Origin of the sequence: Capnocytophaga gingivalis ATCC 33624 (assembly GCF_000174755.1) — a bacterium.
In the GTDB taxonomy this organism is placed as follows: domain Bacteria; phylum Bacteroidota; class Bacteroidia; order Flavobacteriales; family Flavobacteriaceae; genus Capnocytophaga; species Capnocytophaga gingivalis.
In genome coordinates this window covers 25,373-49,525 of the sequence record NZ_ACLQ01000021.1, presented here as the reverse complement: position 1 = coordinate 49,525, position 24,153 = coordinate 25,373, and the positions used below count along the sequence as shown (strand labels likewise).

21 protein-coding genes are annotated in these 24,153 nt (G+C 41.7%); 14 read left to right on the top strand and 7 right to left on the bottom strand.

All coding sequences use genetic code 11. From position 1 onward, the window contains the following. Window positions 1-10: 10 nt before the first annotated feature. A complete protein-coding gene (locus CAPGI0001_RS08100) occupies window positions 11-3,379 on the bottom strand; it encodes a SusC/RagA family TonB-linked outer membrane protein (RefSeq protein WP_002668790.1) in 3,369 nt (1,122 codons plus the stop codon). A gap of 493 nt (window positions 3,380-3,872) precedes the next feature. On the opposite strand from CAPGI0001_RS08100, the gene CAPGI0001_RS08095 reads away from it, so the two are divergent. Beyond that, window positions 3,873-4,610, top strand: coding sequence for an MlaE family ABC transporter permease (locus tag CAPGI0001_RS08095; protein WP_002668630.1), 738 nt, complete (start codon window positions 3,873-3,875; stop codon window positions 4,608-4,610). Then, a complete protein-coding gene (locus CAPGI0001_RS08090; protein ID WP_002668644.1) occupies window positions 4,611-5,375 on the top strand; it encodes an ABC transporter ATP-binding protein in 765 nt (254 codons plus the stop codon). Window positions 5,376-5,423: 48 nt separating this feature from the next. On the opposite strand, the gene gcvH is transcribed toward CAPGI0001_RS08090, so the two are convergent. Continuing rightward, a complete protein-coding gene (gene gcvH, locus CAPGI0001_RS08085; protein WP_002668704.1) occupies window positions 5,424-5,801 on the bottom strand; it encodes a glycine cleavage system protein GcvH in 378 nt (125 codons plus the stop codon). Between the two features lie 20 nt (window positions 5,802-5,821). Then, window positions 5,822-6,919, bottom strand: a complete 1,098-nt coding sequence (locus tag CAPGI0001_RS08080; protein ID WP_002668774.1) for a CapA family protein — start codon at window positions 6,917-6,919, stop codon at window positions 5,822-5,824. A gap of 294 nt (window positions 6,920-7,213) precedes the next feature. On the opposite strand from CAPGI0001_RS08080, the gene CAPGI0001_RS08075 reads away from it, so the two are divergent. The 5 genes from CAPGI0001_RS08075 (at window position 7,214) to pepE (ending at window position 11,730) form a co-directional block, all read left to right on the top strand. Continuing rightward, complete coding sequence (locus CAPGI0001_RS08075) at window positions 7,214-8,980, top strand: peptide MFS transporter (protein ID WP_002668735.1); 1,767 nt, start codon at window positions 7,214-7,216, stop codon at window positions 8,978-8,980. A gap of 80 nt (window positions 8,981-9,060) precedes the next feature. After that, window positions 9,061-9,813, top strand: a complete 753-nt coding sequence (gene tpiA / locus CAPGI0001_RS08070; protein WP_002668650.1) for a triose-phosphate isomerase — start codon at window positions 9,061-9,063, stop codon at window positions 9,811-9,813. A gap of 60 nt (window positions 9,814-9,873) precedes the next feature. Further along, the gene (locus tag CAPGI0001_RS08065) at window positions 9,874-10,629 is read left to right on the top strand and encodes a hypothetical protein (protein WP_002668672.1); all 756 of its coding nucleotides are present in this window, start codon (window positions 9,874-9,876) and stop codon (window positions 10,627-10,629) included. Window positions 10,630-10,662: 33 nt separating this feature from the next. After that, window positions 10,663-10,854 carry a hypothetical protein gene (locus CAPGI0001_RS08060; protein ID WP_002668784.1) on the top strand — a complete coding sequence of 64 codons (192 nt, stop codon included), beginning with the start codon at window positions 10,663-10,665 and terminating at the stop codon, window positions 10,852-10,854. A 168-nt stretch (window positions 10,855-11,022) separates the two neighbouring features. After that, the gene (gene pepE / locus CAPGI0001_RS08055; RefSeq protein WP_040360064.1) at window positions 11,023-11,730 is read left to right on the top strand and encodes a dipeptidase PepE; all 708 of its coding nucleotides are present in this window, start codon (window positions 11,023-11,025) and stop codon (window positions 11,728-11,730) included. Window positions 11,731-11,734: 4 nt separating this feature from the next. On the opposite strand, the gene CAPGI0001_RS08050 is transcribed toward pepE, so the two are convergent. The 3 genes from CAPGI0001_RS08050 to CAPGI0001_RS08040 all read right to left on the bottom strand — a co-directional run bounded on the left by CAPGI0001_RS08050 (window position 11,735) and on the right by CAPGI0001_RS08040 (window position 15,421). Continuing rightward, entirely contained in the window at window positions 11,735-12,055 is a 321-nt protein-coding gene (locus tag CAPGI0001_RS08050) for a hypothetical protein (RefSeq protein WP_002668660.1), read from the bottom strand. Window positions 12,056-12,306: 251 nt separating this feature from the next. Continuing rightward, window positions 12,307-13,395: a DNA polymerase III subunit gamma/tau gene (gene dnaX / locus CAPGI0001_RS08045; protein ID WP_002668673.1), complete on the bottom strand. Its 1,089-nt coding sequence runs from the start codon at window positions 13,393-13,395 to the stop codon at window positions 12,307-12,309. Between the two features lie 133 nt (window positions 13,396-13,528). Beyond that, a complete protein-coding gene (locus tag CAPGI0001_RS08040) occupies window positions 13,529-15,421 on the bottom strand; it encodes an ABC-F family ATP-binding cassette domain-containing protein (protein ID WP_002668669.1) in 1,893 nt (630 codons plus the stop codon). Window positions 15,422-15,612: 191 nt separating this feature from the next. On the opposite strand from CAPGI0001_RS08040, the gene CAPGI0001_RS08035 reads away from it, so the two are divergent. Together CAPGI0001_RS08035 and CAPGI0001_RS08030 are read left to right on the top strand one after the other, a co-directional pair. Further along, entirely contained in the window at window positions 15,613-15,984 is a 372-nt protein-coding gene (locus CAPGI0001_RS08035; protein ID WP_002668772.1) for a hypothetical protein, read from the top strand. Window positions 15,985-16,042: 58 nt separating this feature from the next. Further along, on the top strand, window positions 16,043-16,501 hold the full coding sequence (locus tag CAPGI0001_RS08030; RefSeq protein ID WP_040360045.1) for a hypothetical protein: 459 nt from the start codon (window positions 16,043-16,045) through the stop codon (window positions 16,499-16,501). Window positions 16,502-16,688: 187 nt separating this feature from the next. Here the strand turns inward: CAPGI0001_RS08030 and CAPGI0001_RS08025 are convergent, their stop codons facing one another. Continuing rightward, a complete protein-coding gene (locus CAPGI0001_RS08025) occupies window positions 16,689-17,279 on the bottom strand; it encodes a nitroreductase family protein (RefSeq protein ID WP_002668746.1) in 591 nt (196 codons plus the stop codon). Between the two features lie 181 nt (window positions 17,280-17,460). On the opposite strand from CAPGI0001_RS08025, the gene CAPGI0001_RS08020 reads away from it, so the two are divergent. The 5 genes from CAPGI0001_RS08020 to dld all read left to right on the top strand — a co-directional run bounded on the left by CAPGI0001_RS08020 (window position 17,461) and on the right by dld (window position 24,145). Further along, entirely contained in the window at window positions 17,461-18,804 is a 1,344-nt protein-coding gene (locus CAPGI0001_RS08020) for a DUF5723 family protein (RefSeq protein ID WP_002668737.1), read from the top strand. Window positions 18,805-18,980: 176 nt separating this feature from the next. Beyond that, the gene (gene ubiE / locus CAPGI0001_RS08015; protein ID WP_002668707.1) at window positions 18,981-19,718 is read left to right on the top strand and encodes a bifunctional demethylmenaquinone methyltransferase/2-methoxy-6-polyprenyl-1,4-benzoquinol methylase UbiE; all 738 of its coding nucleotides are present in this window, start codon (window positions 18,981-18,983) and stop codon (window positions 19,716-19,718) included. A 5-nt stretch (window positions 19,719-19,723) separates the two neighbouring features. Beyond that, window positions 19,724-20,416, top strand: coding sequence for a type IX secretion/gliding motility protein PorT/SprT (gene porT, locus CAPGI0001_RS08010; RefSeq protein WP_002668653.1), 693 nt, complete (start codon window positions 19,724-19,726; stop codon window positions 20,414-20,416). A 19-nt stretch (window positions 20,417-20,435) separates the two neighbouring features. Next, window positions 20,436-22,400 carry a protein-disulfide reductase DsbD family protein gene (locus CAPGI0001_RS08005; RefSeq protein ID WP_002668651.1) on the top strand — a complete coding sequence of 655 codons (1,965 nt, stop codon included), beginning with the start codon at window positions 20,436-20,438 and terminating at the stop codon, window positions 22,398-22,400. Window positions 22,401-22,453: 53 nt separating this feature from the next. Next, the gene (gene dld / locus CAPGI0001_RS08000) at window positions 22,454-24,145 is read left to right on the top strand and encodes a D-lactate dehydrogenase (RefSeq protein WP_002668681.1); all 1,692 of its coding nucleotides are present in this window, start codon (window positions 22,454-22,456) and stop codon (window positions 24,143-24,145) included. The last annotated feature ends 8 nt before the right edge of the window (window positions 24,146-24,153 follow it).

The following is a 24,153-nucleotide window of genomic DNA, read 5'->3' as shown; positions in this document are numbered from 1 at the left end:
TGCTGTTTTGTTAGATTCCAAGATTAATGGTAAAGGTATATTGGGGTGTGATCGGGTAGGCTACTCCTCCAGAGCGGAAGAATTCTGGATCCTGTCCGTTCAAGTCCTTATGAGCATAGATTAGGAAGGGGTTGGAAGCTTGTAAGCGTAGGGTTAGGTTGCCTAAGTTTAGGTTTTCCAAAACTTCCTTATCAAAAGTATAGGATAGGGAGATGCTCTTCATACGTACAAAAGAGCCATCGACTACACGAGCGGTAGAGTGGTTATAAGCGCTATAAGCTCTTGAGATATAGGCCTTGTTTTCCTCATTGAGTGTTCGCTGAGAGACAATGCCAGGTATTTGAGTTAAGGCCTCATCTCCTGGGGCTACCCAGCGATTTTTGAACTCTCTTGGGAAGACACTTAAGTCATCATAGCCAGCTCCTTTGTAGAGGGGTGCCTTGCGAATCTTGTTGCCCGCTTGCATAGTAATGAGGAAGTTTAGCTCCCAATTCTTGTAACGGAAGGTATTGCTAAGTCCTCCTGTGATGTTGGGATCCACTGCTCCTTCTTTCTTGAGATAGGAGAGGATATTATCACGGTCTTGGAAATCAATATCCTTATAGTCTCTACTTCCTCCCTTAAGGTTCAATAGCGGCATTCCTTGGTTATTAAGACCTGCAAAATCATAGGAATAAAGGGTGTTGCGTGGATTACCCAATACATTGCCCCCTGTCTCACGTACTAAGTTGAAAACACTGTTGGAGGCATTGGCCAAGGAGGTAATCTCTTGCTTAAAATAAGCAAAGTTCACACTGGTACTCCAAGTGAAATCCTCAGTCTTGAAGTTACGAGTATCTAGTACTAGCTCAACCCCACGAGTGGTCATGGAGGCATCATTAGCATACTTATTCAATTCCCCACCCATACCGGAAGTACGCACGATGTCTAATAAGTCCTTGGAGTTCTTCTGGTAGAGGTCTACCGAGAGGGAGATCGCATTGGAAAGGAAGCCTATGTCAGTACCGAAGTTAGTCTCATACACCTTCTCCCAAGTAAGGTCAGAGTTCTGGAGAGAAAGGATACGGATTAGGCGTTCATTATCCTGGTTGCGGAAGCGGGGGGTGATGGTACTGATCATGATAGGTAAGGCATTTCCTATATTGTTCAGTCCTGCAATCAGTCCATAGCTAAGACGGAAAGAGAGGTTAGAAAGAGCATGAGTCGCAGGCAAGAAATGTTCGTTGGTCACATTCCAGCGGCCACTGATATTCCAAGTAGGGAGCCAGCGAGCCTTGCGGCTTCTACCAAGCTGGTTAGAACCCTCATAGTTCAGTGTACCAGAGAGAATATAACGGTTGCGGAAGCCATAGGATGCCTGAGAGAAGAAAGCTACTCCTCGTTCACGACCGGTAGAGCGATCAAAGTATTGGGCGTTATCGGCAATCACCTTCTCTATGATTCGAGGATCAGTAAAGACTACTCCACCACGATTGAACTGATAGCCATAACCATCGAAGGATTGGTTATCCCTATCGGTATAACGGAATTCTTGTCCTAAGAAGAGCTTAAGGGTATGCTTGTCCTGCTCATCTTGGTCTTTGAAAGCCTTATTGTACTCCAAGGCATTGCGTAAGTAGTAGCTTTGGAGGTTATTTTGTTCCAACTTATAGATACCTCCGTTGGGAAGTACCACTTGCGGAAGGGCTGAAGGATCATCAGGGTTGCGGTATAGGAATGGGTTGCGCTCCCCTATAATCATATTATCGTTAGCACGATAAGCCCCTACCACATTGGAACCCTCGGAGATCGTGTGCTCTTGGGTACTTTGGGCATAGCGTACCGAACCTAAGAACTTGTACTTAAGCGCTGGAGTGAATTTGATCTCTAAGTCACTTTGGAGCTTGTACTCCATCATCTTCAGATCTATATAATTATTCTTAAGCTCCTTAAGGATATTCATAGGTGCATAGTTCATACGATAATAGTCGTAGTTGCCTTCATCATCATAGGGACGTAGTGCACGAGTAGTATTGAGTGCATAGCTGAAGGGATTGATGTCGAAATCACGTTCGTACTCCCCTGTTACCTGATTGCTCGAACGGGAGAAGGTACCCGGTGCTTTTTGGTTACGGATGGCTCCTTGTGCTAGGATACCTATCTTCACCTTAGAAGAGAGGTCATAAGTGGTCTTTATATTTCCGGTAATACGGTGTACCCTATCGGCTATCGTCCATCCTGGGTCTACAAAGAAGCCTAATGAACTATAGATAGTCGTATTCTCCCCTCCACCACTAAGGCTCAAGGTATGATTTTGAGTTAAGGAAGGTCGGAAGAGGGTTTTGAACCAGTCCGTATTGGCATACTCGTATTTGCGCAAGAAAGCATTACGTGCCTCTGGACTGTTCTGCAATAGAAAGCGACCAGTAGCAGGATCATAAGTATCGGTATTTCGGTACATGATCTGGTAAGCTCCACCTTGTTGAGCAGCCATATAAGTAGCTCGGTCTAAATAGCCCTTTTGCTCCAACTCACGATAGACACTCATGGTCTCTTGGGAGTTCATCAGGTCGAACTGTGCATAATTAGGAATCATACGTACAGACTCCTCCAACTGGTAGCTCAACTGTGTCTTCACATTGCGTTTTCCACTTTTGGTAGTAATGATTACTGCTCCATTAAGCGCACGTGCTCCATATAAGGAAAGTGCGGAGGCATCCTTGAGGATTTCTATACTCTCAATATCATTGGCATTCAGCCCTGAGATTGCTGAGCTAATTAGGGTTGAGGCATCTCCAGAGGCTAACTGTTCAAAGGAAAGGTTTACCACCTCCTCCTGTACAGCTCCATCCACTACCCAGAGGGGTTTGGTATCTCCAAAGATAGAGGAACCTCCACGTATAGTAATCTTAGGAGATGTGCCAAAAGTACCTGAAAGGTTCTGTACATTGACCCCTGCTGAACGTCCCTCAAGCATACGACCTACATCTACAACTCCATCTTGCTTGATGTTGTCTATCTTAAGTGTTTGCGAATTACCTGTAAAGAGCTTCTTATCTATCTCTTGGTAACCTGTGAAGACAAGACCTGTAAGCTCTGTTACTTCTTCCTTGAGGACAATATTCAACACTTTGTTGTTGCCCACTACTCGTTCCACTGGAGTACTACCTACCATAGAGAAAACAAGAACCGCTTTCTCATTGGACACTTTGATGGTAAAATTACCGTCCAAATCGGTATCCACTCCATGAGTGGTACCCTTCTCCACTACGGATACTCCTAAGAGTGGTCGCCCATCTTGGTCCTTGACCACACCTGTTACGGTCTGCTCTTGAGCGTATAGCCCTGAGAATGTGAGCCATAAGAACCCCAACAGCACATACAGCCATTTTCTTTTCATCTTAATACGTTTAAGCAATTAGTTTTGCAAATATTCATAAAAAAATCTGATAAAAACAATCTTTTTATGAATTTATTCACCTTTTTCTCTTTATTAAGTAAAATATCGTAGATTTTACTTCAAAACTAAACAAAATACAATGTTAATTATTAATAAAACAAATTAATATTATTCAATTAACTTTTTTTAACTTCAAATTTTAATTAAAACATAAAAAACACAAAAATGTATTCAACAAATACAAAAGTATATTAATTTACTCACAATGAATATTATAGATGTTTTACAAATATCGTTTATTGTCTATAGACATAATCTATTCTATGCCTATACAATTAATAATTTAACTCTATTTTAACAAGCTAATTTCCAATCAGAAAAGAGCAGAAAGTCGGTAGTGGCAAGGCTTTTACTTTCTGTCAATTGTTAGTTTTTTATTTTTTACTTTTTACCTTTTACTTTTTTTGTATCTTTGCCCTCTCAAATCATCACAATGAAACATTTAGAAGCTATCGGGAGGTATTTCCTGATGTTATACGAGATATTCCGCAAACGCACCAAATGGGCTATGATGAAAAGGCTTATAATGAAGGAGATAGATGACCTTATGTATGGATCGTTGGGGATTATTGCTTTTATCTCGCTCTTTGTCGGGGCGGTAATTGCCATACAGATGGCACTGAACATAGATAACCCTCTTATACCTAAGAGTCTTATTGGCTTTGCCACCCGTCAGACCATTGTACTGGAGTTTGCTCCTACCTTTACCTCTATCATAGTAGCGGGGAAGGTGGGTTCCTTTATCACTTCAAGTATTGGGACTATGCGTGTTACCGAACAGATAGATGCCTTGGATATCATGGGGGTCAATTCTCTTAATTACCTTATCTTTCCTAAGATTATTGCCTTGCTTTTGTATCCTTTTGCCATTACTATGGCGATGGCTTTGGGTATCTATGGGGGGTATATTGCGGCTACTGTAGGGCACTATGCTACCTCGGCAGAGTTCCTGGAAGGTTTGAAGTTACAGTTCCGCGCTTTCGATATCACCTATGCACTTATTAAGAGTGTTATTTTTGCCTTTGTGCTGGCGACTATTCCGGCATATCACGGCTATTATATGAAGGGGGGCGCCTTGGACGTAGGAAAGGCTAGTACCATCTCCTTCGTATGGACAAGTGTGGCAATTATTATTATTGATTTTATTATTACTCAAATTCTCCTTACGTAAATGATTGAAGTACAAGATATAAAAAAATCCTTTGACGGGGTAGAGATTCTTAAAGGAATCTCGGCAACTTTTCACAAGGGAAAGACAAACCTTATCATAGGGCAGAGTGGTTCTGGAAAGACCGTTTTCCTAAAGACACTCTTGGGATTGCATATTCCTGATAGTGGCAACATTATCTATGATGGGGTCAAGTATGCCGATATGAATAAGGAACAACGTCGTAAGTTGCGCCAAGAGATGGGAATGGTCTTCCAAGGGAGTGCGCTTTTTGATTCCATGACGGTGGAGGAGAATGTGATGTTCCCGCTGCAGATGTTTTCTTCTCTGACCCCTGCCGAGATGAAGGATAGGGTGGATTTTGTCTTGGAAAAGGTGAATCTGGTCAATGCCCATCATAAGAAACCTGCCGAGATATCGGGGGGGATGCAAAAGCGTGTGGCTATTGCTCGTGCAGTGGTGAACTCGCCCAAGTACCTCTTCTGTGATGAGCCTAACTCAGGGCTGGATCCTAAAACGTCTATTGTTATAGATAATCTAATTCATACCGTAACAGAAGAGTTTAACATCACCACCATTATCAATACCCACGATATGAACTCTGTCATGGAGATAGGGGAACAGATTATCTTCCTCAAGAATGGGTACAAAGAATGGGAAGGTAGCAAGGATACTATCTTCAAAACGAATAACGAGGCGGTTACTGACTTTGTTTACTCCTCTGAACTCTTTAAGAAAGTACGACAGATGTACTTGAATAATGATTAGTGATCAATGATTAATGATTAATGTCAATGCTATTGAACTCATTGCTCATTAATCATTAATCATTGATGCATATTCTTCAGCAGATAGTAATTCTTCTAACTCAGTGAGAGCAGTAGGTTTTATTTGGATAATCCAAGACTCATAGGGAGTTTTGTTAATCTGTTCAGGCTTACGTACAAGCTCTTTGTTGAAGGCGATAATCTCTCCTGAGAGAGGCATGAAGAGGTCTGAGAGTGTCTTTACGGCTTCTATAGTACCAAATACTTGGTCTTTGCCAAGGGTTTCACCTTCGGTTTCTACTTCTACGTATACAATATCACTGAGTTGTTGCTGTGCAAAATCGGTAATTCCTGCATAGAATAAGTCCCCTTCGGCTCTTACCCAAAGGTGCTCTGCGGTATAACGGAGTTCTTCTGGTAGGTTCATTTCTTTATTTCTTTAATTTTCTATTTTTTCTCAACTATATATCCTATATTATTCTCAAGGAAAAGCTTGCGAGAGTCTTCTATAAAGAGTTTTATCTGCTTAATACTCTCTTTGTCCAGTCCTTCGAAATTCTCCTTTTCTACTTGTGCGCAAGGGAGTATCTCATAGTGGTTTTTCCCCTCTTGTTGATATATATGTACCCAAGTGAGGTAGTACTGAGGAATCAGAAATTTCGTCTTTCCTTCTTTATTTTTGACAAAAGAGAGCTTAACCATCAGGCCGCCATCGGTATGGCGCTTGCGCTGGTTGGAGATAAAGTTGCCCAAGGAATAGGCAACAAATTGGTCATTAGTATTTTTCTCCATAGGTTGGAGTACATGTGGGTGCCCCCCTATGATAGCATCCACTCCATTTCTCAGGAGGAAATTGGCCATGTCTTTTTGAGCTTGGTTGGGTTTGGTAGCATATTCTACTCCCCAATGTACTACTGCAATGAGTTTGTCAAGCTTGTGGGCGTGGGCGCTTTGTAGGTCTTTTTTTATCTGGAGGGTATCAAGTAGATTCACTAGGGTAGGTTCAGGGATAGGTAGGCCATTGGTACCATAAGTATAGTTAAGGATTCCTACACGGATATTGTTTTTCCTCAGCACAAGTAGGTTCCTACGAGCCCTGTCTATTAGGTCATAGAAGGTGCCTGTATGCTTTATTCCCAAAGAATCCAACTGATATAGTGTGTTGGTGATTCCCTTTTTTCCACGGTCGCAGGAATGGTTGTTCGCCGTTACCATCACATTGATACCACTCTTATAGCAAGCTGCTGCTAGGGCATTAGGCGAGGAGAAGGTTGGATATCCCGTATAAGGCTTCCCACCGAGGGTTACCTCTAGGTTGGCTATTACATAGTCATTTTTCCTGAAGATAGGGGCTACTTTAGCAAAGACAGGCTCATATTCATATCGTTGTGTTGTCTTATTATAGGCAGATGTGATCTGTGGGGAGTGTCCCATGATATCTCCAGCAAAAAGTAAGGAAAGGGTGTCCTTTTCCTTGTTTATGGAGACTTGTCCCAAGCTATAGAAGCTGATAAGTAAAAAGCAGAATAGGAGTCCTTTTTTCATAGTGGAAAAACAAGGTTAACAAACAAAGGGCAAAGATACAAAATAATGAGTAATGTTCAATGATTTATTCTATAAATACTTCTTTGGGCTTATATTATATTCTCTGTTATAGCTCTTCAAGGAGATGTGTAGAAAAAATGATATGAAAAATAAAAAAAATTAGGTAATTTCAGAAAAAAAACCTATTTTTATAGCCGTTTTCAAAGAAGCTTTTTTTATAACCAATGTATTAATTAACAGCTCTTTATAGAAATAATATCGGTATAGGAAACACAAAAAATCATTATAAATACTATGGAACAGCAAAAGAAACATTATTTCGACACAAAAGTACTGGGGCAGCCCTCGGGACTTTTCTTTTTGTTCTTCACTGAGATGTGGGAACGCTTTTCCTTCTATGGAATGCGTGTCCTTTTGGTACAATTTCTAACCGCTGAGATCCTCTTGGGGGATCCTAAGGGAGGTTGGGGCTGGACCGCTGAGCAAGCGGCTTCGCTCTATGGAACGTATGCCATGCTCCTATACCTAACTCCTGTCTTGGGGGGTATCATTGCCGATAAGTACCTCGGGGCGCGCAATGCTGTGATTACCGGAGCGGTGATCATGACTATAGGACAGCTCTGTCTCTTCCTATCTATCCCTGTGATGTTCTACATAGGGCTTACTTGCTTAGTGATAGGAGTAGGATTCTTCAAGCCTAATGTCCCTTCTATCCTCTCGGAAATGTTCAAGGAGCATGCTGATAAGAAGGATAGTGCTTATACCATTTTCTATATGGGGGTCAATTCAGGCTCTTTCTTCGGTACCATGCTCTGTGGGTACTTAGCGATGACTCATGGCTGGAGTTGGGGCTTCGGACTGGCAGGTATCTTTATGGCATTGGGAACAATCCAATTTGTTTTCGCAAAGAACCTTATGGGAGATTTAGGGGTACTTAAGCAATCGCTTCCTCAACAAAAAGAGGAAAAACAAGTCACAGAAGTCAAAAAAGAAGATACGGATAAGCGTAATCCTTTTACCTTTACCGATACAATCCTCATTACGATAGTAACCCTTCTGGGACTCACTTATGCTTTCAATGATCCATTGTCCAAGAATGGCATGTATGATGTCTTTGCTTGGGCGAATAGCTCCCTTATGAGAGGACAAACGCTCTTTATCATCATTACCTTAGTACTCTTTATCTATGTACTCTTCTCCCGTATCATGCGCTATGAAGGGGTAGTGCGTAGCCGTATGTTGGCAGTGGTGAGCTTGGCAATCTTTATCATGTTCTTTTATATAACCTTCGATCAAGCACCTTCTTCATTGATTATTATTGCTCGTGATCATGTGGATAGAAGTCTTACAGGCAATGGATTGTTTATCTTCAATATCATTAACAGCCTTATTGTGGTGGTGCCCTTGATCATTATCTTCTATGTGCTTATAAGGCTTGCAATAGCCACTTGGAAACATATCCCAATTACCAATATGATTCTCCTATTATGTTTTTCTCTCATCTGGGTAGTGGTAGTGTATATGCTCAAGAGTGAATTTGCTAAGACAGAATCCGAAATCTCTGTATCGTGGTTCTCTGTGCTTAACCCCTTCTTTGTCATTACCTTAGCTTCCTCTGTATCGAAGATATGGGAATCTAAATTCAATCCTCCAGCAGCCTACAAGTATGGCTTTGGATTGTTCTTCGTGGCCATTGGATATATTGCTATATGGTTAGGCGCTACAGGTTTGGGCGAAGGAGCGAAGATCTCTGTAATATTCCTTATCCTTACCTATCTATTCCATACTTTAGGGGAATTATTCATCTCTCCTGTGGGACTTTCCTATGTTTCCAAGTTAGTACCAGCCAGAATGCTTGCCTTCATGTTCGGTATGTGGTACTTAGGAATTGCTATTGCTCAAAAGATAGCTGCAACCTTAGGTGGACAGATAGAGTATGTCAAGCAAAACTATGGATTAAGTACTTTCTTCCTTATTTTTGCAGTCATAGCCGCAGGAGCAGGAATATTAGTAATTCTTCTGCACCCTATGATCAAAAAACTTATGCATGGAGTGAAATAAAACTTGCATTTCTCAAGGGAAAGTAGTATCTTTACACCTGAATTAGAAAAGATCTATTACTTAATCAAAATAACAGACTTATGAGAAAAAAAATAATTGCAGGAAACTGGAAAATGAACAATGATGCGGGGCAATCCGCAGAGCTCATTGCCGCTTTGCTACAGAAGCTCCCACAAACTAAGGCAGAGGTGATTATAGCTCCATCTTTTGTGAATCTGGCTTTAGCAGTGGAAAAAACAAAAGGAAGTCCTATTGTCGTAGCTGCACAGAATATGCACTTTGCTGAAAAGGGGGCTTTCACTGGAGAAGTATCTGCTTCTATGCTTGAGGCTATAGGAGTTAGAACCACTATCTTAGGACACTCCGAACGTCGTGAATACTTTAATGAAACGGACGAAAGTCTCGCTAAAAAGGTCGATACTGCCCTTGCTCATCAGTTTCGTATCATCTTCTGTATAGGGGAGAAACTTGCCGAGCGTAAGGCCGAGAAACACTTTGAAGTGGTGCAGCGCCAAATAGAAAAAGCTCTTTTCCACTTACCTAAGGATGCTTGGAAGCATATTGTACTTGCTTACGAACCAGTATGGGCTATTGGTACGGGTGAGACAGCTACTCCTGAGCAGGCGCAAGAGATACACGCTTTTATCCGCAAGACTGTAGCGGATAAGTATGGCAAGGAAGTGGCCGATAATCTCACTATTCTATATGGTGGTAGCTGTAATGCCAAGAATGCGACTTCTCTTTTTGCTAATCCTGATGTAGATGGAGGCCTCATAGGAGGAGCTGCCCTTGTGGCAGATGATTTTATCTCCATTATTCAGGCGATGAAATAAGTTAAAAATATTTACTAAGAGGGATAGGGGAGACTCTATCCCTTTTTTAAACTTATAGATATGAAAAAAGAGACTTTTATTCTGCTATTCGGTTTGTTCTCTTCAGCTATGGCACAGCCTTGTACCTATAAGGATGTATTAAACAAAATGACCCTCTTCTATGACAAAACCTATCCTTCCAAGATAGATATTCAGAAGGCGGACTTCTCTTCGGTTATTCTCAACCAAAGTACAGATTATTTAGGGGCTATAGGGGTTCATAAAAAACGCTTAGTGGTCTTGATTTCTTCTGTTAAGCGCAATCCTCAGAATCCTTTGATGTATGAAATAGCGGGGAGGACACGAGTAGGGAAGAATGTCAGACAATTCAAGGGGAGTATAACCCTTACCCAACTTATCTCAGGCAAACCAGAAGATACCACAAATGATCTCTACACAGAAAATAGTGGTGTACAGGAAGAAGGAGTGGCCGTGGGCGATTTCATTTTGGACGAATATGAAGACCTCCCAGCCACTGGGGTATTCAAGGGTAAAGTGCTCTTATGGTGGTTTCTCTCCAAAAAGGGAAAGATAGAATATAATGATGGCTATCTTATGGCAGACCCTTACTTGAATAATGCCTATATAGGGACTTGGACCAGCAAGCAAACACATAAGTCTCAGCAAGTGAGTTGGGGGCATTATCATGTTCCCTGTGCAGGAGATTTGGATATGGGTGCAGGAGAATTTTCCCCTGCCCCTGAGTATTATAAATATGGTTGGGACGAATATATCCAAGAGATTAAAAAGAAGTATCCCGATGCTTATAAGGATTAAAAAATATGAAAAAACTATTACTACTCATTACAGGTGTCTCGCCGCAAGGATACCCGCTCTTGGACACTCAAGGGGGATCACCTCAGGATTCCACAAACAAAGAAGAATCGCTACTATGAGGTTGATCAGTTTGAGTTTTATTTTCAAAAGGGCAAGCTTATGGGAGCTCGTGTGACCTGGGATAAGAATCTGGAGGAAATTGCTTTTGAACTATCAAAGCCATAAAAATCTTTTTTATTAGGATAGTTCCTGTAAAATTCGTAATTTTGGGGGAGTATTCTAAATTTAAAAAACATGAAAAAAATATTAATTACTCTTTGGGCATTGCTCATAACAGGCCTTGTATATGGACAGGGACAGAGCGCCCCAAAACCTTCTCAAGAACAAGCAAAGATGAAAAAAATTCTACTTGCCAGTACTTCAACTATTTATGGAGGTACGTATCTGTCTTATCTCAAGGAAGAACTCAAGGTGTTTTTCGCTGGAGTGGACGAAATTCTCTTCATTCCTTATGCGCGTCCCAGTGGTATCTCTCACGATGAATATACCCAAAAAGCGAAGGATTTTTTCGCTACCATAGGGAAAAAAGTAGTGGGGATTCACACTTTTGCCAACCCCGCTAAGGCAGTGAAGCAGGCCAAAGCAATCTTCACCGGGGGAGGGAATACTTTCCTCTTGGTTACTCAGCTATATGAGAATGGGGTAATGGAGCCCCTACGTGAAGCGGTGAATGCAGGAACCCCCTATATGGGAGCCAGTGCAGGTACCAATATAGCAGGGCAAAGTATGCAGACAACCAATGATATGCCTATCATCTACCCGCCCAGCTTCAAGACCTTAGGAGTGGTGCCTTTCAATATCAATCCACATTACTTGGATCCAGATCCTAAGAGTAAGCACAAAGGAGAAACACGACAGACACGTATCAATGAGTTCCATATCCTCAATGATACCCCTGTCATAGGACTAAGAGAAGGTAGTTGGTTAGTGATAGAAAACGGCAAACTCACTCTCAAGGGAAAGCTTACCGCACGTATCTTCCAACAAGGACAAGAGCCTTACGAATGGGATGGCAAGACTCCCCTTCCTTTCTTCAAATAAGAACTTAAAATTGTAGGCCTAATTCGCGAACAAAAGTTTCCAAAAGTGGATTTTGCTCCTTCAGTGCCAAATACTTCTCTTCAGGAGTATAAGCAGTGACAGGGGCAATTTCTTTGTTTACAGTAATCTGTAGCGTAATGTTGTAGTTGTTCAGTGACTTGCGAATATAGGTGAGCAACCGCTCCTGTTGGGACTGGGTTTCTATCAGAGCAAGCTCTGAGCCTACTTCCAAAAGAATTACATCCTCTGCTATAGTAGGGGCAGAATCTTTTCCTAAATGACTGATTAGTAGGTGTTCACCTCTTTTTTCTAAGATGGCCAACATCTGTTTCCAGACACCCTCGAAATCCTCCTGTGTATAGCTGTCTCGAGCTGTATGCTGGGCTTGTGCTTGGTGCTGATCACGTATCTTAGCGGCTTCATGCTTGAGCTGAATGCTCTTAAGAGAAGTAGCTGAAACACTGTCCTTGGGAGGAGTCTGGGAGACAGGAGCATTTCCTTGAGAAGAAGGAACTTTTGTAACTAATTTATTTTCAGTATTTTGAACAGTTTTTTGATAAAAGACAGTCGCAGGGATTATATATCCATCATTTTTTTTTTATCCCCCTGGTAGGTAAGTGAAGCCAATTGCATCAGAGCCAGCTCCACCAAAAGGCGCGGGGTACGGCTTGTCTTATATTCCAAATCGCATTGGGTAGCTATGCGTAGTGCCTCCACCAAGAACGGAAAGTCACACTTGGTGGTCTGTTCAATATATTTTTTTTGGGTCTCCTCACCGACTTCCATAAGGGATACAGTTTGGCTATTTTTGCAGACCATAAGATCTCTGAAATGTTCAGCCAAGCCTGCTATAAAGTGTTGTCCGTCAAAACCATGGGCGAGAATACTATTGAACTCAATGAGTAGTTGAGGGATGTTATTGCTCACGATAAGGTCGGTAACCTTAAAATAAGTATCGTAGTCCAATACATTGAGTATCTCCGATACCGCTTGTCGGGTAATTGTCTTCCCACAGAAACTTACCACTCTGTCAAAGATAGAAAGGGCATCGCGCATAGCTCCATCAGCCTTTTGGGCAATGATTTGTAGTGCTTCGTCTTCGGCTTCAAGTCCTTGTTCCTTAGCAATATACTTGAGATATTCACGAGCATCATTGATAGTAATACGCTTAAAGTCAAATATCTGACAGCGAGAAAGGATGGTCGGGATCACCTTATGCTTCTCGGTAGTGGCCAGAATAAAGATTGCATGTGCGGGCGGTTCCTCCAAGGTCTTGAGAAAGGCATTGAAGGCAGCATTGGAGAGCATATGCACCTCGTCAATGATATAGACCTTATATTTACCTACTTGAGGGGGGATACGTACTTGCTCGATGAGTGATCGGATTCCTTCCACACTGTTGTTGGAGGCCGCATCCAGTTCAAAGATGTTGAAAGCAAAATCATTATCTCCGTCAGTAGGGGTGGTCTTCTCATTGATTTTTTTAGCCAAGATACGGGCACAAGTAGTCTTACCCACTCCTCGAGGCCCTGTAAAGAGCAGTGCCTGTGCCAAGTGATCGTTGGCAATGGCATTTTCCAAGGTGTCAGTAATGGCCTTTTGTCCCACTACATCGACAAAAGATTGTGGACGATACTTGCGGGCGGATACTATAAATGGGTTCATCTTCTTTAATTGTTAATTGTCAGTTATCAGTGAATAGTTATCAGTGAATAGTTATCAGTGAACAGTTATTAGTGAATAGTTATTAGTTTTTACAAGAAATAATCATTAATCATTGTTCATTGATCATTAATCATTAATTATTGATCATTAATGAAATTTTTTCCCATTCCTCCATAAGGTTATCGAGTTGTTTTTTCTTGTTTCCATATTGTTCCATAAGCTCAGGGGTAGGGGTATTTTGTATTTGGGTATTCATCTGGGCGATTTCTTTTTCGAGATCACTGATCTGGCGTTCTACCTTGCTGAGCTGGTTGGAGAGTTTCTTGCGTTCTTTCTGTTCTTCGTAGGAAAGAGTCTTTTCTTTCTCTACCACAATTTCTTTTTTAACCTCTTCGCCTTTTTCTATTTCGCGGAAGGAAGATACTGCTCTTTGTTCCAGATAGAAGTCGATATCGCCGAGATATTCTTTGATAGTATGGTTCTTGAACTCATATACCTTATCTGTGAGTCCAGTGAGGAAGTCGCGGTCGTGGGATACGATAATGAGTGTTCCCTCAAATCGTTGTAGTGCCTGCTTGAGCACATTCTTGGAGGCAATGTCGAGGTGGTTGGTAGGCTCGTCCATAACTAGGACATTGAAGGAGGAGAGGAGCATTTTGGCCAATGCCAAGCGATTGCGTTCGCCTCCAGAGAGTACTTTTACCTTTTTCTCTACCTCATCGCCACGAAAGAGAAAAGCACCGAGGATATCACGTACTTTGGTACGGTTGGAGTCGTTGGCAGCATTGAGCATTGTGTCCAGTAGGGTGAGCTCACCATCCAAGTAATGCGCTTGATTCTGAGCAAAATAGCCTATCTCCACATTGTGTCCTAAGCGAATGTTTCCTTCGTAGGGTATTTCTCCTATAATCATCTTGGCAAGGGTAGTTTTTCCCTGCCCATTCTGCCCGACAAAGGCTATTTTGGAACCGCGTTCCACAAGCAGACTCACATCCTTGAGAATCAGTTTGTCATCATAACTCTTGCTGACATGGTCTATTTCCAATACCACTTTCCCTGGTTGCTGAGAGAGGGGAAAGCGTACCGACATTACGGCGGTTTCTTGTTCATCCACCTCAATACGTTCTATACGGTCGAGCTTTTTGATGAGCGACTGTGCCATAGAGGCTTTGGAGGCCTTGGCTCGGAACTTATCGATAAGCTTTTCCGTTTGCTGAATCATCTTTTCTTGGTTCTTCTGAGCGGCAAGCTGTTGGGTAATCATCTCTTTTCTCAGTTCCAAGAAAGCAGAATAAGGCTTGGGATAGTCATAGATACGCCCTGCCACAATCTCAATGGTACGATTGGTGACATTGTCAAGGAACATCTTGTCGTGGGAGATAATCACCACCGCTCCAGGGAAGGACTTGAGAAAGCCCTCAAACCATATAATGGACTCTATGTCAAGGTGGTTGGTAGGCTCATCCAGTAGGAGTATGTCATTTTTTTCCAAGAGGAGCTTGGCCAGCTCTATACGCATGCGCCACCCTCCCGAGAAACTGTCCGTTAGGCGGGAAAAATCCTCCCGAGAGAAGCCCAAACCTGAGAGGATACGTTCAGTATCTCCCTTATAGGTATATCCTCCATGGATCTCGTACTCATGAGTGACATCGTGCAGGCGGATCAGCAGGTCATTATAGCTATCACTCTCATAGTCCGTGCGCTCAGCCATCTCATGGTGGATATGGTCTAATTCTTCTTCCAAGCGCATCAGGGTAGTGAAAGCCTGATAGGCCTCCTCAAGAACAGTACGCCCTGCGACAAAGTCAATATCCTGTTTTAAGTAACCTATTTTTGCATTTTTCTCCAAGGCAATGGTACCTGTATCAGGAGGGAGCTCCCCTGAAAGCATCTTGAGCAAGGTGGATTTTCCTGCACCATTTTTACCGATAATCCCTACACGATCCCCCCCGATGAGCATAAAAGCCACATCCGAGAAAAGTGTTTCCCCTTGGAAAGAAATAGATAAGCCACTGACATTGAGCATGATTGTATATTTGTAAAAGAGTGGGGCAAAGATACAATTTTTAATTGTTAATTGTCAAAGGTCAATTGTTAATTAATTAAGGGGTAAAGAGGAGAAGGGAAAAAAGAGGAATAGATAAGAGAATTTTCATAGGAGACGAAGGATTAATTTTGTATATTTGTCCCCAAAAATAAGGGGATAATACATTCGTTATGACTATAGAATCACACTACAAGGAGCTACTTACCCATATAGAAGGATTGGATTATTCAGATACAAAGGCAGCTCTTGTTTATGCAAGCAAGGAACTATACAAACAGTCCTCAGACCTTTGCTTGCTTACGATGATAAATGCCCTTATCAAAGCTCCCGATTTCCTGCCAGAAAAGCTCACTGAAATAGTAAATACCTACGTTTATTATGAAGGAACTATCGGCATCTACAGATATATAAAGACCAAACTTCAAGAAAATGAAAGTAATCCCTCTTTCTACTATGCTGACGTATTCGAATACCTATTAGAAGTCTTAGAAGAAAAGTACCAAAAGATGGGAGTAGATCTCAAAAAAGTAATACAGAGCTAACCCTTATTCATCACAAGTTCATTTCTATATCAATCACTAAAACCAAATACTTAATAAAATGCTATATACCATAGGCACTTCCAACAATTACCCAAGTAGAGCATACGGTGCTTTTCGGTCGGTAAAAGGTTCTATTACTGATTATTTGATGTTCGGAGATCCTGAACCTATACACTTGAACATTCGACTTGACTTTACCGACTTCGAAGCTATTGCTGCCAAATGGGATTGTATATCCATTAATAGAGTCTATATCTATTTGCTGAACAAAAGGGCAATGGATTTCTTTGAAAAACAGTGTCCAGGGACATTTGAGTGGATTCCTGCAAAGATATATTCCAATAATAGCCTTATAGAAACGGAGCATAAGTTACTACATATCACCCAACATTCTAAAGAAGGTATCTTTTTCTATAACGAGGATAGTCTTCGTAGCATATGGGTAGAGGAAGCTTTTATGAAAAAGTATAAGAAGGAGAAACTCAAAGGTTGGACTTTTTATTCAGAGGAATGTTAATGTCTTATTCCAGTTCTCATGTTGGAGAGGGTTTATAGTTCCTTAATGAATTATAATTCAAGATAAAAATACTACACCTCAGCTAACCTTAACTCCACAGGGAAAAGATATAGAAGGACTTATCGACAAGGGCTATACTTGACCTCTGTTTATTCCCCCTAACCCCGAATGAGGAATTGATTCTTGTTTACAGTTCTCTCACTACTGATTCTTTTCTCTTTTTGGGAGTGATAGAGGGTTGGTTTTTGTCTTCTGGATCACGATAACCAATGGCTACAGCAAAGAGAGTTTGATAGCCGTTCTTAGGGAGATGTTGGTCATATTCTTTAGGTAATATTCCTTCCATAGGGGTTGAGTCCACTCCCATAGCAGCACATCCGGCAAGGAAATACCCTAAGGCTACATATACTTGGTGTCCCATCCAAGCCTTGACATGCGCTTCGCCCTGAGGTTTGATATATTGTTGATAGAAAGTCCGCCCTCCTTCCGAGATATAAGAAGGGGCTTCCTCTTCAAAATGTTCTACACTCTCCAATACTCTGAAGATAACAATATGGCTGGCTTGTTTTACCCGCTCTTCATTCATTAGGGAGAGGGGTGCAAAAACTTCATCTTTACGCTTATCTCCTACCAAGATAAATTCCCATGGTTGGCTATTGATAGAAGAGGGCGCTAGGCGAAGAATCTCTTTTAATTGTTCAAGAGTCTCTTTCGAAAGTGTTTTTCCGTTATAAATTTTGGTAGTATAGCGGTTCTGAGCCAATGATAAGAAATTCATAATCTTATTTTTTTTGCAAAAGTACGAAATAAAAATGAATTATAAAGCTTTCTTTGCATACTATAAATAACTCTTTTTATAAAATATTTTGTTTTTCTTAATTTAAGTTTTAATTAACAATTTAAACTAAGTTGTTATATATTATTTTTGTACATTTGCCCCATAAAATAAGTAAATTGTTATGAAAAAAATTTTTCTTTCATTATTGACTTTAGTAGCCTATCAAGGTATTGCTCAACAATCATTTACAGGGCTTAGGACAAGTACCTATGGAGGGGTGACCACTACCCTTTCTAATCCAGCACATGCTCTTGGGGCACGCCCTTGGGATGTGAATTTGGTTGCTGTAGATGCCAACTTGGGGAACAATGACATGGCATTTTCGTTTAATTTGGAAAAATCCTTCAATAAGTTCACCGATGGATTGAGTACTTCTAAGGTGATTAATGCAGGACTTACTGCCGATGTGTTAGGACCTTCGGCTATTTTCCGTATCAATAAGGAACATGCTTTGGGCTTAGTAACACGTATGCGTGTGATGGCCAATACCACAGGAATTGATGCCAAGGTGCTTCAAGGACTTATTGGGGTAGGGGATATGCAACTTCCTACAGATCCTTCTCAGTACTACAAAGTGCAAGGGATTAATGATATGAATCTTTTGGTAAATGCTTTCAAGGAAATAGGTGCCGTATGGAGCTATACAGTAATGAATGATGGGTATAACCTTATAAGATTGGGAGCTGGAGTGAAGCTCGTACAGGGAACAGGAAGTTACCGTATGGGATTCTCTGGTGTCAATCAGGACAATGTAACCCTTCGTCGTGAAAATGGAGATGTGATCATGCATATAGGAGATGGTCATGCAGAGGTCAGAAGTGGAGGCTTGGATGTATTGGGCTCTTCTTTCAATGTGCTGGAAACTCACGCAACTACAGTGGGGTTTGACTTGGGAGTTATTTATGAGTTCAATGAGGATGGTTGCCCTAACTGCGATGGTCATGTTCCTTACCGATTCAAAGTAGGAGTTTCCTTGTTGGATTTGGGTAAGCTTAGCTATACAACCAATTCAAAATCTTACAATTATACTATTCATAATCAAGATTTTAACCTTGATAATATGCAAGGAAGCTTAGATAAAATTCCTTCACCAACTCCATTACAAGGGACTTCCTTCTCTTCCTCATTGCCTACTACCTTGAATATTGATTTGGATTATCGTTTTATAGATGGGTTCTATTTGAATCTTTCTAACCAGCTCAATGTAGTGTCCAAGAATGAGTACAATGCACGCTATGCCAATGATTTTGTGCTTACTCCTCGTTACGAGACACGTTTCGGACCTGGAATCTTTGGAGCTTTTCTTCCTATAAGCTACAACCAAATCTCCAAACTCAATGTAGGAACAGGTTTCCATATAGGACCTCTTGTCTTTGGTTCTCGTAGTATCTTAGGTAACCTCACAGGAGGGGCTAAGGAGATGAACTTCTTCTTCGGACTTCGCTTTGGAGGTATGTACAAATAGTCAGTAAGTAGTAACAATTCTCAGTGGTCAGTGGTTAGTGGATAGTCCCTAACCACTGACCACTGTTCTCTTTTTTCCCTTCAGTGGTTAGGGGGAATGGGCACGGAAGTATTTTATAGAATTAATCGTTGAACATTAATCATTATTTTGTACCTTTGCGCCTAAAAATAGAATTCATGCAACAAGAAGAGATCGTAACCCCTGATAAGAATTCGAACAAAGGAAAGAAAGAGCAAGTGCAAGAAATGTTTGACACCATTTCTCCTTCTTACGATGGACTAAATAGAGTAATGACCTTGCGTATGGACATCTCTTGGCGCAAGCATGTAAGAGAAAAAATAGCCCAGATAAAACCTGGCACTATTCTTGATGTAGCTACCGGTACAGGCGACTTGGCTATAGAACTCTCTAAGATTCCTTCTGCTCACATTACTGCTGTGGATATCTCCCAAGGGATGCTTTCAGTAGGGGAGAAAAAGGTCAAAGAATTAGGACTATCTGAGCGAATTGTCATGCAAGTAGCCGATAGTGAGAATTTGCCTTTTGCTGATGGCAGTTTTGATGCAGTAACTGTCTCTTTTGGGATACGCAATTTCGAAAATCTTCACAAGGGACTTTCTGAGCTCAGGCGAGTATTGCGTCCTGGGGGGCGCTTGGTGATCTTGGAAACCTCTGTACCTACTCGCTTCCCTTACAAACAGGGGTACAAACTCTATACCAAGTTTATCGTGCCCATGATGGGGAAACTCTTAGCCAAGAACAAGAATGCTTATGCCTATCTGTCTGAATCGGCAGCAAAGTTTCCTTTTGGAAAGAAACTGTCAGGAATCCTCAAAGATGAAATAGGCTTCTCAAAGGTGCATTTTATTCCTCAATCCTTAGGAGTAGCTACTATATATATAGCTGATAAATAAATATTATGAAGAAAATTACTTTGCTTATATTCCTGTTGCCTTTGTTAGCAAAAGCACAACCAATTATCAATTTGGAAGATTTTGACTACCAAAAATTCCAATGGGGGTACTATTTTGGGATAAATACGCTTGATTTCCGTGTGGACTATCAAGCACTTGACTATACCAATCCACCGCTGACGGATATACAGACCAAGCGGTCTTATGGTTTCAATGTAGGTCTTACGGGGGATCTACGCCTGATAGATCATCTGAGTCTGCGCTTTGAGCCAGGACTTATCTATAACAAAAGAGAGTTGGAATTTCCTTTCTTGACCCAACAGACCGACCGCAAGCGCGAGGTACTCTCTACCTATATATATATCCCTGTACTTCTAAAATATGGCTCTAAGCGTTGGGACAACTTCAAACCTTATATTACCGCTGGGACTTCTGTGGGCATTAACCTCAGTGCCAATAATAAGTCTCGTTCGGATAACAGCGAAGGTAAGTTCCGTACCCAACCTATAGTCTATTTCTACGAATTGGGCTTTGGGATAGACTTCTATACCCCTCACTTCCGCTTTACCCCTTCTATAAGAGGATTATTCTCCATAGACAATGAGCTGATCCATGACAGTGACCCTGCCAGCCCTTGGACAGGAAACCTTAAAGGGATTTTTACCCGTGGGGTGATGATTAATCTTACTTTTGAATAACTAAAATACTTAATAGAAGATGAAAAGATACCTACTTACTTTTCTGATGGTGCTACTGGCAATTCCTTTTGCAAAAGCACAAATATCTTTTAACAGTCCCTTGGCAGGACAACAGAACGACAACCCTGTAGAATGGACTTTCTCCCAAGAAAAACTCTCCGATACAGAGTATTTGCTTATTTTCAAGGGGAAGATAGCGCCTAAGTGGCATGTCTATTCTCAGAACAACCCCAAGGGGGGTGCCCTCCCTATGGTCATTACCTATACCACTACAGAAGGGATAGAGATGGTGGGAGAATCCCAAGAGGAAGGCCTTCAGAAGACTTTCAACGATGTTTTTGGGGTGGATGAACTTTTCTTTGAGAAGGAAATAAAAATCACCCAAAAGGTAAAAATCACCGACCCTAATGTAAAACATATCAAGGGGAATATCTTTTGCCAGGCATGTATAGATGTGTGTATCAATCTCAAAGAAGATTTTGTTTTCTCATTGGATGGTTCAGCAGCTCAGGTGGAACAAAAACAGATAGATAGCCGTAGTGAGGATATGGCCAAGCAGTTGGAGATACCTCTCAAAAACAAAGAGCTTATCGGAAAGACAGAACAGGAGTCCAACTGGACAGTCTTCCTTTTAGGCTTTCTCGGTGGCTTCATAGCCTTGCTTACCCCTTGTGTATTCCCTATGATTCCTCTTACGGTATCCTTTTTTACCAAACAGAGCAAGACACGTAAGAAAGGTATTTTCAACGCCTTCCTCTATGGTTTCTTTATTCTACTGATCTATGTCCTTTTGAGTATTCCTTTCCATTTCTTGGACAATATAGACCCAGAGATTCTCAATAATATTTCTACCAATGTATGGCTCAATGTGGTCTTTTTTGTGATTTTTGTAATCTTTGCCTTTTCTTTCTTTGGATTTTATGAGATTACTCTACCGTCTTCTTGGGGGAATAAGATGGACAATGCCTCCAATGTAGGGGGGATGATTGGGATCTTCTTTATGGCACTGACCTTGGCCATCGTATCCTTCTCTTGTACAGGGCCTATCTTGGGATCTCTCTTGGCAGGTTCGCTCTCTTCAGGGGGAGCCATACAGCTTACCTTAGGAATGGCGGGCTTCGGACTTTCCTTGGCTTTGCCTTTTGTGCTCTTTGCCTTGTTCCCTTCTTGGCTCAACTCTTTACCTAAATCAGGAGGGTGGATGACCACCGCGAAAGTGTTTTTAGGTTTCTTGGAATTGGCTTTTGCTCTTAAGTTCCTTTCCAATGCTGACCTTGTACAGCACTGGGGATTGCTTAAGCGAGAAGTATTTGTAGGACTTTGGTTTGTCCTCTTTGCTTTGCTTACCCTATATTTGTTTGGATTGATTCGTTTTCCGCATGATGAGCCACGCAAGCCTCTCTTACAATATTCCAAAGGGCGTTTGCTCATAGGAGTACTTTCGGCTGCCTTCTCTATATATCTACTTTTAGGTCTTTTTGGTAAGAACAGTCTGAGGGTACTCAGTGGTTTCCCACCTCCAGAATCCTATGCTTTCTTCCCTAAGGAACACAAAAATGATCAAATCGTCTTCAAGGATTACTATGAGGGAATGGCCTATGCCAAGAAACATAATATGCCCGTTATGCTGGACTTTACAGGGTGGGCTTGTGTCAATTGTCGCAAGATGGAAGAACATGTATGGACAGATCCTCAGGTGAAAGAACTTATGAAGAAGTACGTTCTGATCTCTCTCTATGTAGATGACAAAGAAGAGCTACCTAAGGACAAACAATTTGATTTCAAGCACCGTAATGGGCGTGTAGAATATATTAAAACCATAGGTGACAAGTGGGCTACTTTCCAAGAGGTGAATTTCTCCTCAGCCTCCCAACCTTATTATGTGCTACTCTCTCCCAATACTGAACTGCTCTCTACTCCTGTACAATATGTGGATGTGGAGACCTATAAGGAATGGCTTAGAAAGGGAGTGAAAAATGATTAATGATTAATTTTCAGTAACTCAAAACTCAAAACTTAGAATTAAAAACTAATCCCATGAATACACAAAACTTATTAGAAAAACTACGCCAAATAGTAGGGGCAAAGTATGTAATGACCGACCCAGGGCAGACCGAGCGCTATCGTACAGGATATCGCTTTGGGACAGGAAATGCCTTGGCAGTGGTGCGGCCCGCTACTCTTTGGGAACAATGGCAAGTGTTGGAGGCTTGTACCGAGGCTGATGTAATTGTTATTTCCCAAGCAGCCAATACAGGTATCACAGGAGGCTCTAATCCTTTTGGAAATGATTATGACCGCGATGTGGTGATTATCAATACCATGCGCAATGATAATATCCAAATTATCCTCGAAGGAGAGCAAGCAGTTTGTCTACCAGGTTCTACCCTGAACCACTTGGAACAGGAGTTAAAACCCTATAACAGAGAACCTCATTCCGTAATTGGTTCCTCTTGTATAGGGGCTTCTGTGATTGGTGGTGTGTGTAACAACTCTGGAGGCTCTCTTGTACAGCGAGGCCCCGCCTATACCGAGATGGCGCTCTATGCACAGCGCAATGCAGAAGGTAAGCTGGAACTGATTAATCACTTAGGGATAGACCTTGGTGAAACTCCCAAGGAGATACTCACCAACCTCCAAGAGGGAAAATACCAAAGGAAGGATATTCACCAAACAGATAAGAAAGGGCACGACCACGATTACTGCAATCATGTACGCCAGATAGATGCTGATACCCCTGCTCGCTTCAATGCAGACCCTGCTCGCCTTTACGAGGCTTCAGGAAGTGCAGGTCGCTTGGCTGTTTTTGCCGTACGTGTGGATACTTTCCCTGCTGAGAAACACACAGCCGTATTCTATATAGGCACCAATGATACCAAGGTGCTGACCGAGCTACGCCGACACATGTTGGGCTCTTTCGAGCAGATTCCTATCTCTGGCGAATATATCCATCGCACCGCCTTTGATATTGCAGCTAAGTATGGTAAGGATACCTTTTGGTATATCAAGCATGTAGGTACCGAATATTTGCCTAAACTCTTCTCTCTCAAGGCATGGGCAGATCGTGTGGCTAAAAAACTTCCTTTTATGCCATCCCACTTTAGCGAAAAATTCCTACAAGGAACTTCCAAACTTATGCCCAAGCATCTGCCTCAGATCATGTGGGATTATCGCAACCAATACGAACATCATCTGATCCTCAAAATGGGAGGTAAGGGAGTAGAAGAAGCCCGCGAATATCTCAAAGACTATTTTGCTGATAAGAGCAAAGGAGCCTACTTTGAGTGTGATGCAGATTTAGCTCAGGCAGCTATGCTCTTGCGCTTTGCCGTGGCTTCTGCCGCTATTCGTTACCGCTCTGTACATGAAAAGGAGGTAGAAGATATTGTTGCCTTGGATATTGCCCTTAAGCGCAACGAAGAAGATTGGTTCGAACAACTTCCACCAGAATTGGATAACAAAATTCTCCATAAACTCTATTACGGACACTTCATGTGTCATGTATTCCATCAGGACTATGTGATTAAGAAAGGCTATAACTGTGAAGAGATAGAGGAGGAAATGCTCAAGATACTCGATCAGCGTGGAGCAGAATATCCTGCCGAACACAATGTAGGTCACCTATACCACGCCAAGGAACCTCTCAAAAACTTCTATAAGGAGCTGGATCCTACCAATAGCTTTAACTCAGGAATAGGGAAGACCTCTAAGAAAAAAGATTGGAAATAAAAAGGCAG

Coding starts and splice junctions, on each gene's coding strand:
- CAPGI0001_RS08025 (WP_002668746.1), bottom strand. CDS start 17,279: ATGAATTTCTTATCATTGGCTCAGAACCGCTATACTACCAAAATTTAT.
- CAPGI0001_RS08030 (WP_040360045.1), top strand. CDS start 16,043: ATGCTATATACCATAGGCACTTCCAACAATTACCCAAGTAGAGCATAC.
- tpiA (WP_002668650.1), top strand. CDS start 9,061: ATGAGAAAAAAAATAATTGCAGGAAACTGGAAAATGAACAATGATGCG.
- CAPGI0001_RS08050 (WP_002668660.1), bottom strand. CDS start 12,055: ATGTTGGCCATCTTAGAAAAAAGAGGTGAACACCTACTAATCAGTCAT.
- CAPGI0001_RS08075 (WP_002668735.1), top strand. CDS start 7,214: ATGGAACAGCAAAAGAAACATTATTTCGACACAAAAGTACTGGGGCAG.
- dld (WP_002668681.1), top strand. CDS start 22,454: ATGAATACACAAAACTTATTAGAAAAACTACGCCAAATAGTAGGGGCA.
- ubiE (WP_002668707.1), top strand. CDS start 18,981: ATGCAACAAGAAGAGATCGTAACCCCTGATAAGAATTCGAACAAAGGA.
- CAPGI0001_RS08090 (WP_002668644.1), top strand. CDS start 4,611: ATGATTGAAGTACAAGATATAAAAAAATCCTTTGACGGGGTAGAGATT.
- gcvH (WP_002668704.1), bottom strand. CDS start 5,801: ATGAACCTACCAGAAGAACTCCGTTATACCGCAGAGCACCTTTGGGTA.
- CAPGI0001_RS08005 (WP_002668651.1), top strand. CDS start 20,436: ATGAAAAGATACCTACTTACTTTTCTGATGGTGCTACTGGCAATTCCT.
- CAPGI0001_RS08035 (WP_002668772.1), top strand. CDS start 15,613: ATGACTATAGAATCACACTACAAGGAGCTACTTACCCATATAGAAGGA.
- pepE (WP_040360064.1), top strand. CDS start 11,023: ATGAAAAAAATTCTACTTGCCAGTACTTCAACTATTTATGGAGGTACG.
- CAPGI0001_RS08080 (WP_002668774.1), bottom strand. CDS start 6,919: ATGAAAAAAGGACTCCTATTCTGCTTTTTACTTATCAGCTTCTATAGC.
- CAPGI0001_RS08020 (WP_002668737.1), top strand. CDS start 17,461: ATGAAAAAAATTTTTCTTTCATTATTGACTTTAGTAGCCTATCAAGGT.
- CAPGI0001_RS08040 (WP_002668669.1), bottom strand. CDS start 15,421: ATGCTCAATGTCAGTGGCTTATCTATTTCTTTCCAAGGGGAAACACTT.
- CAPGI0001_RS08095 (WP_002668630.1), top strand. CDS start 3,873: ATGAAACATTTAGAAGCTATCGGGAGGTATTTCCTGATGTTATACGAG.
- porT (WP_002668653.1), top strand. CDS start 19,724: ATGAAGAAAATTACTTTGCTTATATTCCTGTTGCCTTTGTTAGCAAAA.
- CAPGI0001_RS08100 (WP_002668790.1), bottom strand. CDS start 3,379: ATGAAAAGAAAATGGCTGTATGTGCTGTTGGGGTTCTTATGGCTCACA.
- CAPGI0001_RS08065 (WP_002668672.1), top strand. CDS start 9,874: ATGAAAAAAGAGACTTTTATTCTGCTATTCGGTTTGTTCTCTTCAGCT.
- dnaX (WP_002668673.1), bottom strand. CDS start 13,395: ATGAACCCATTTATAGTATCCGCCCGCAAGTATCGTCCACAATCTTTT.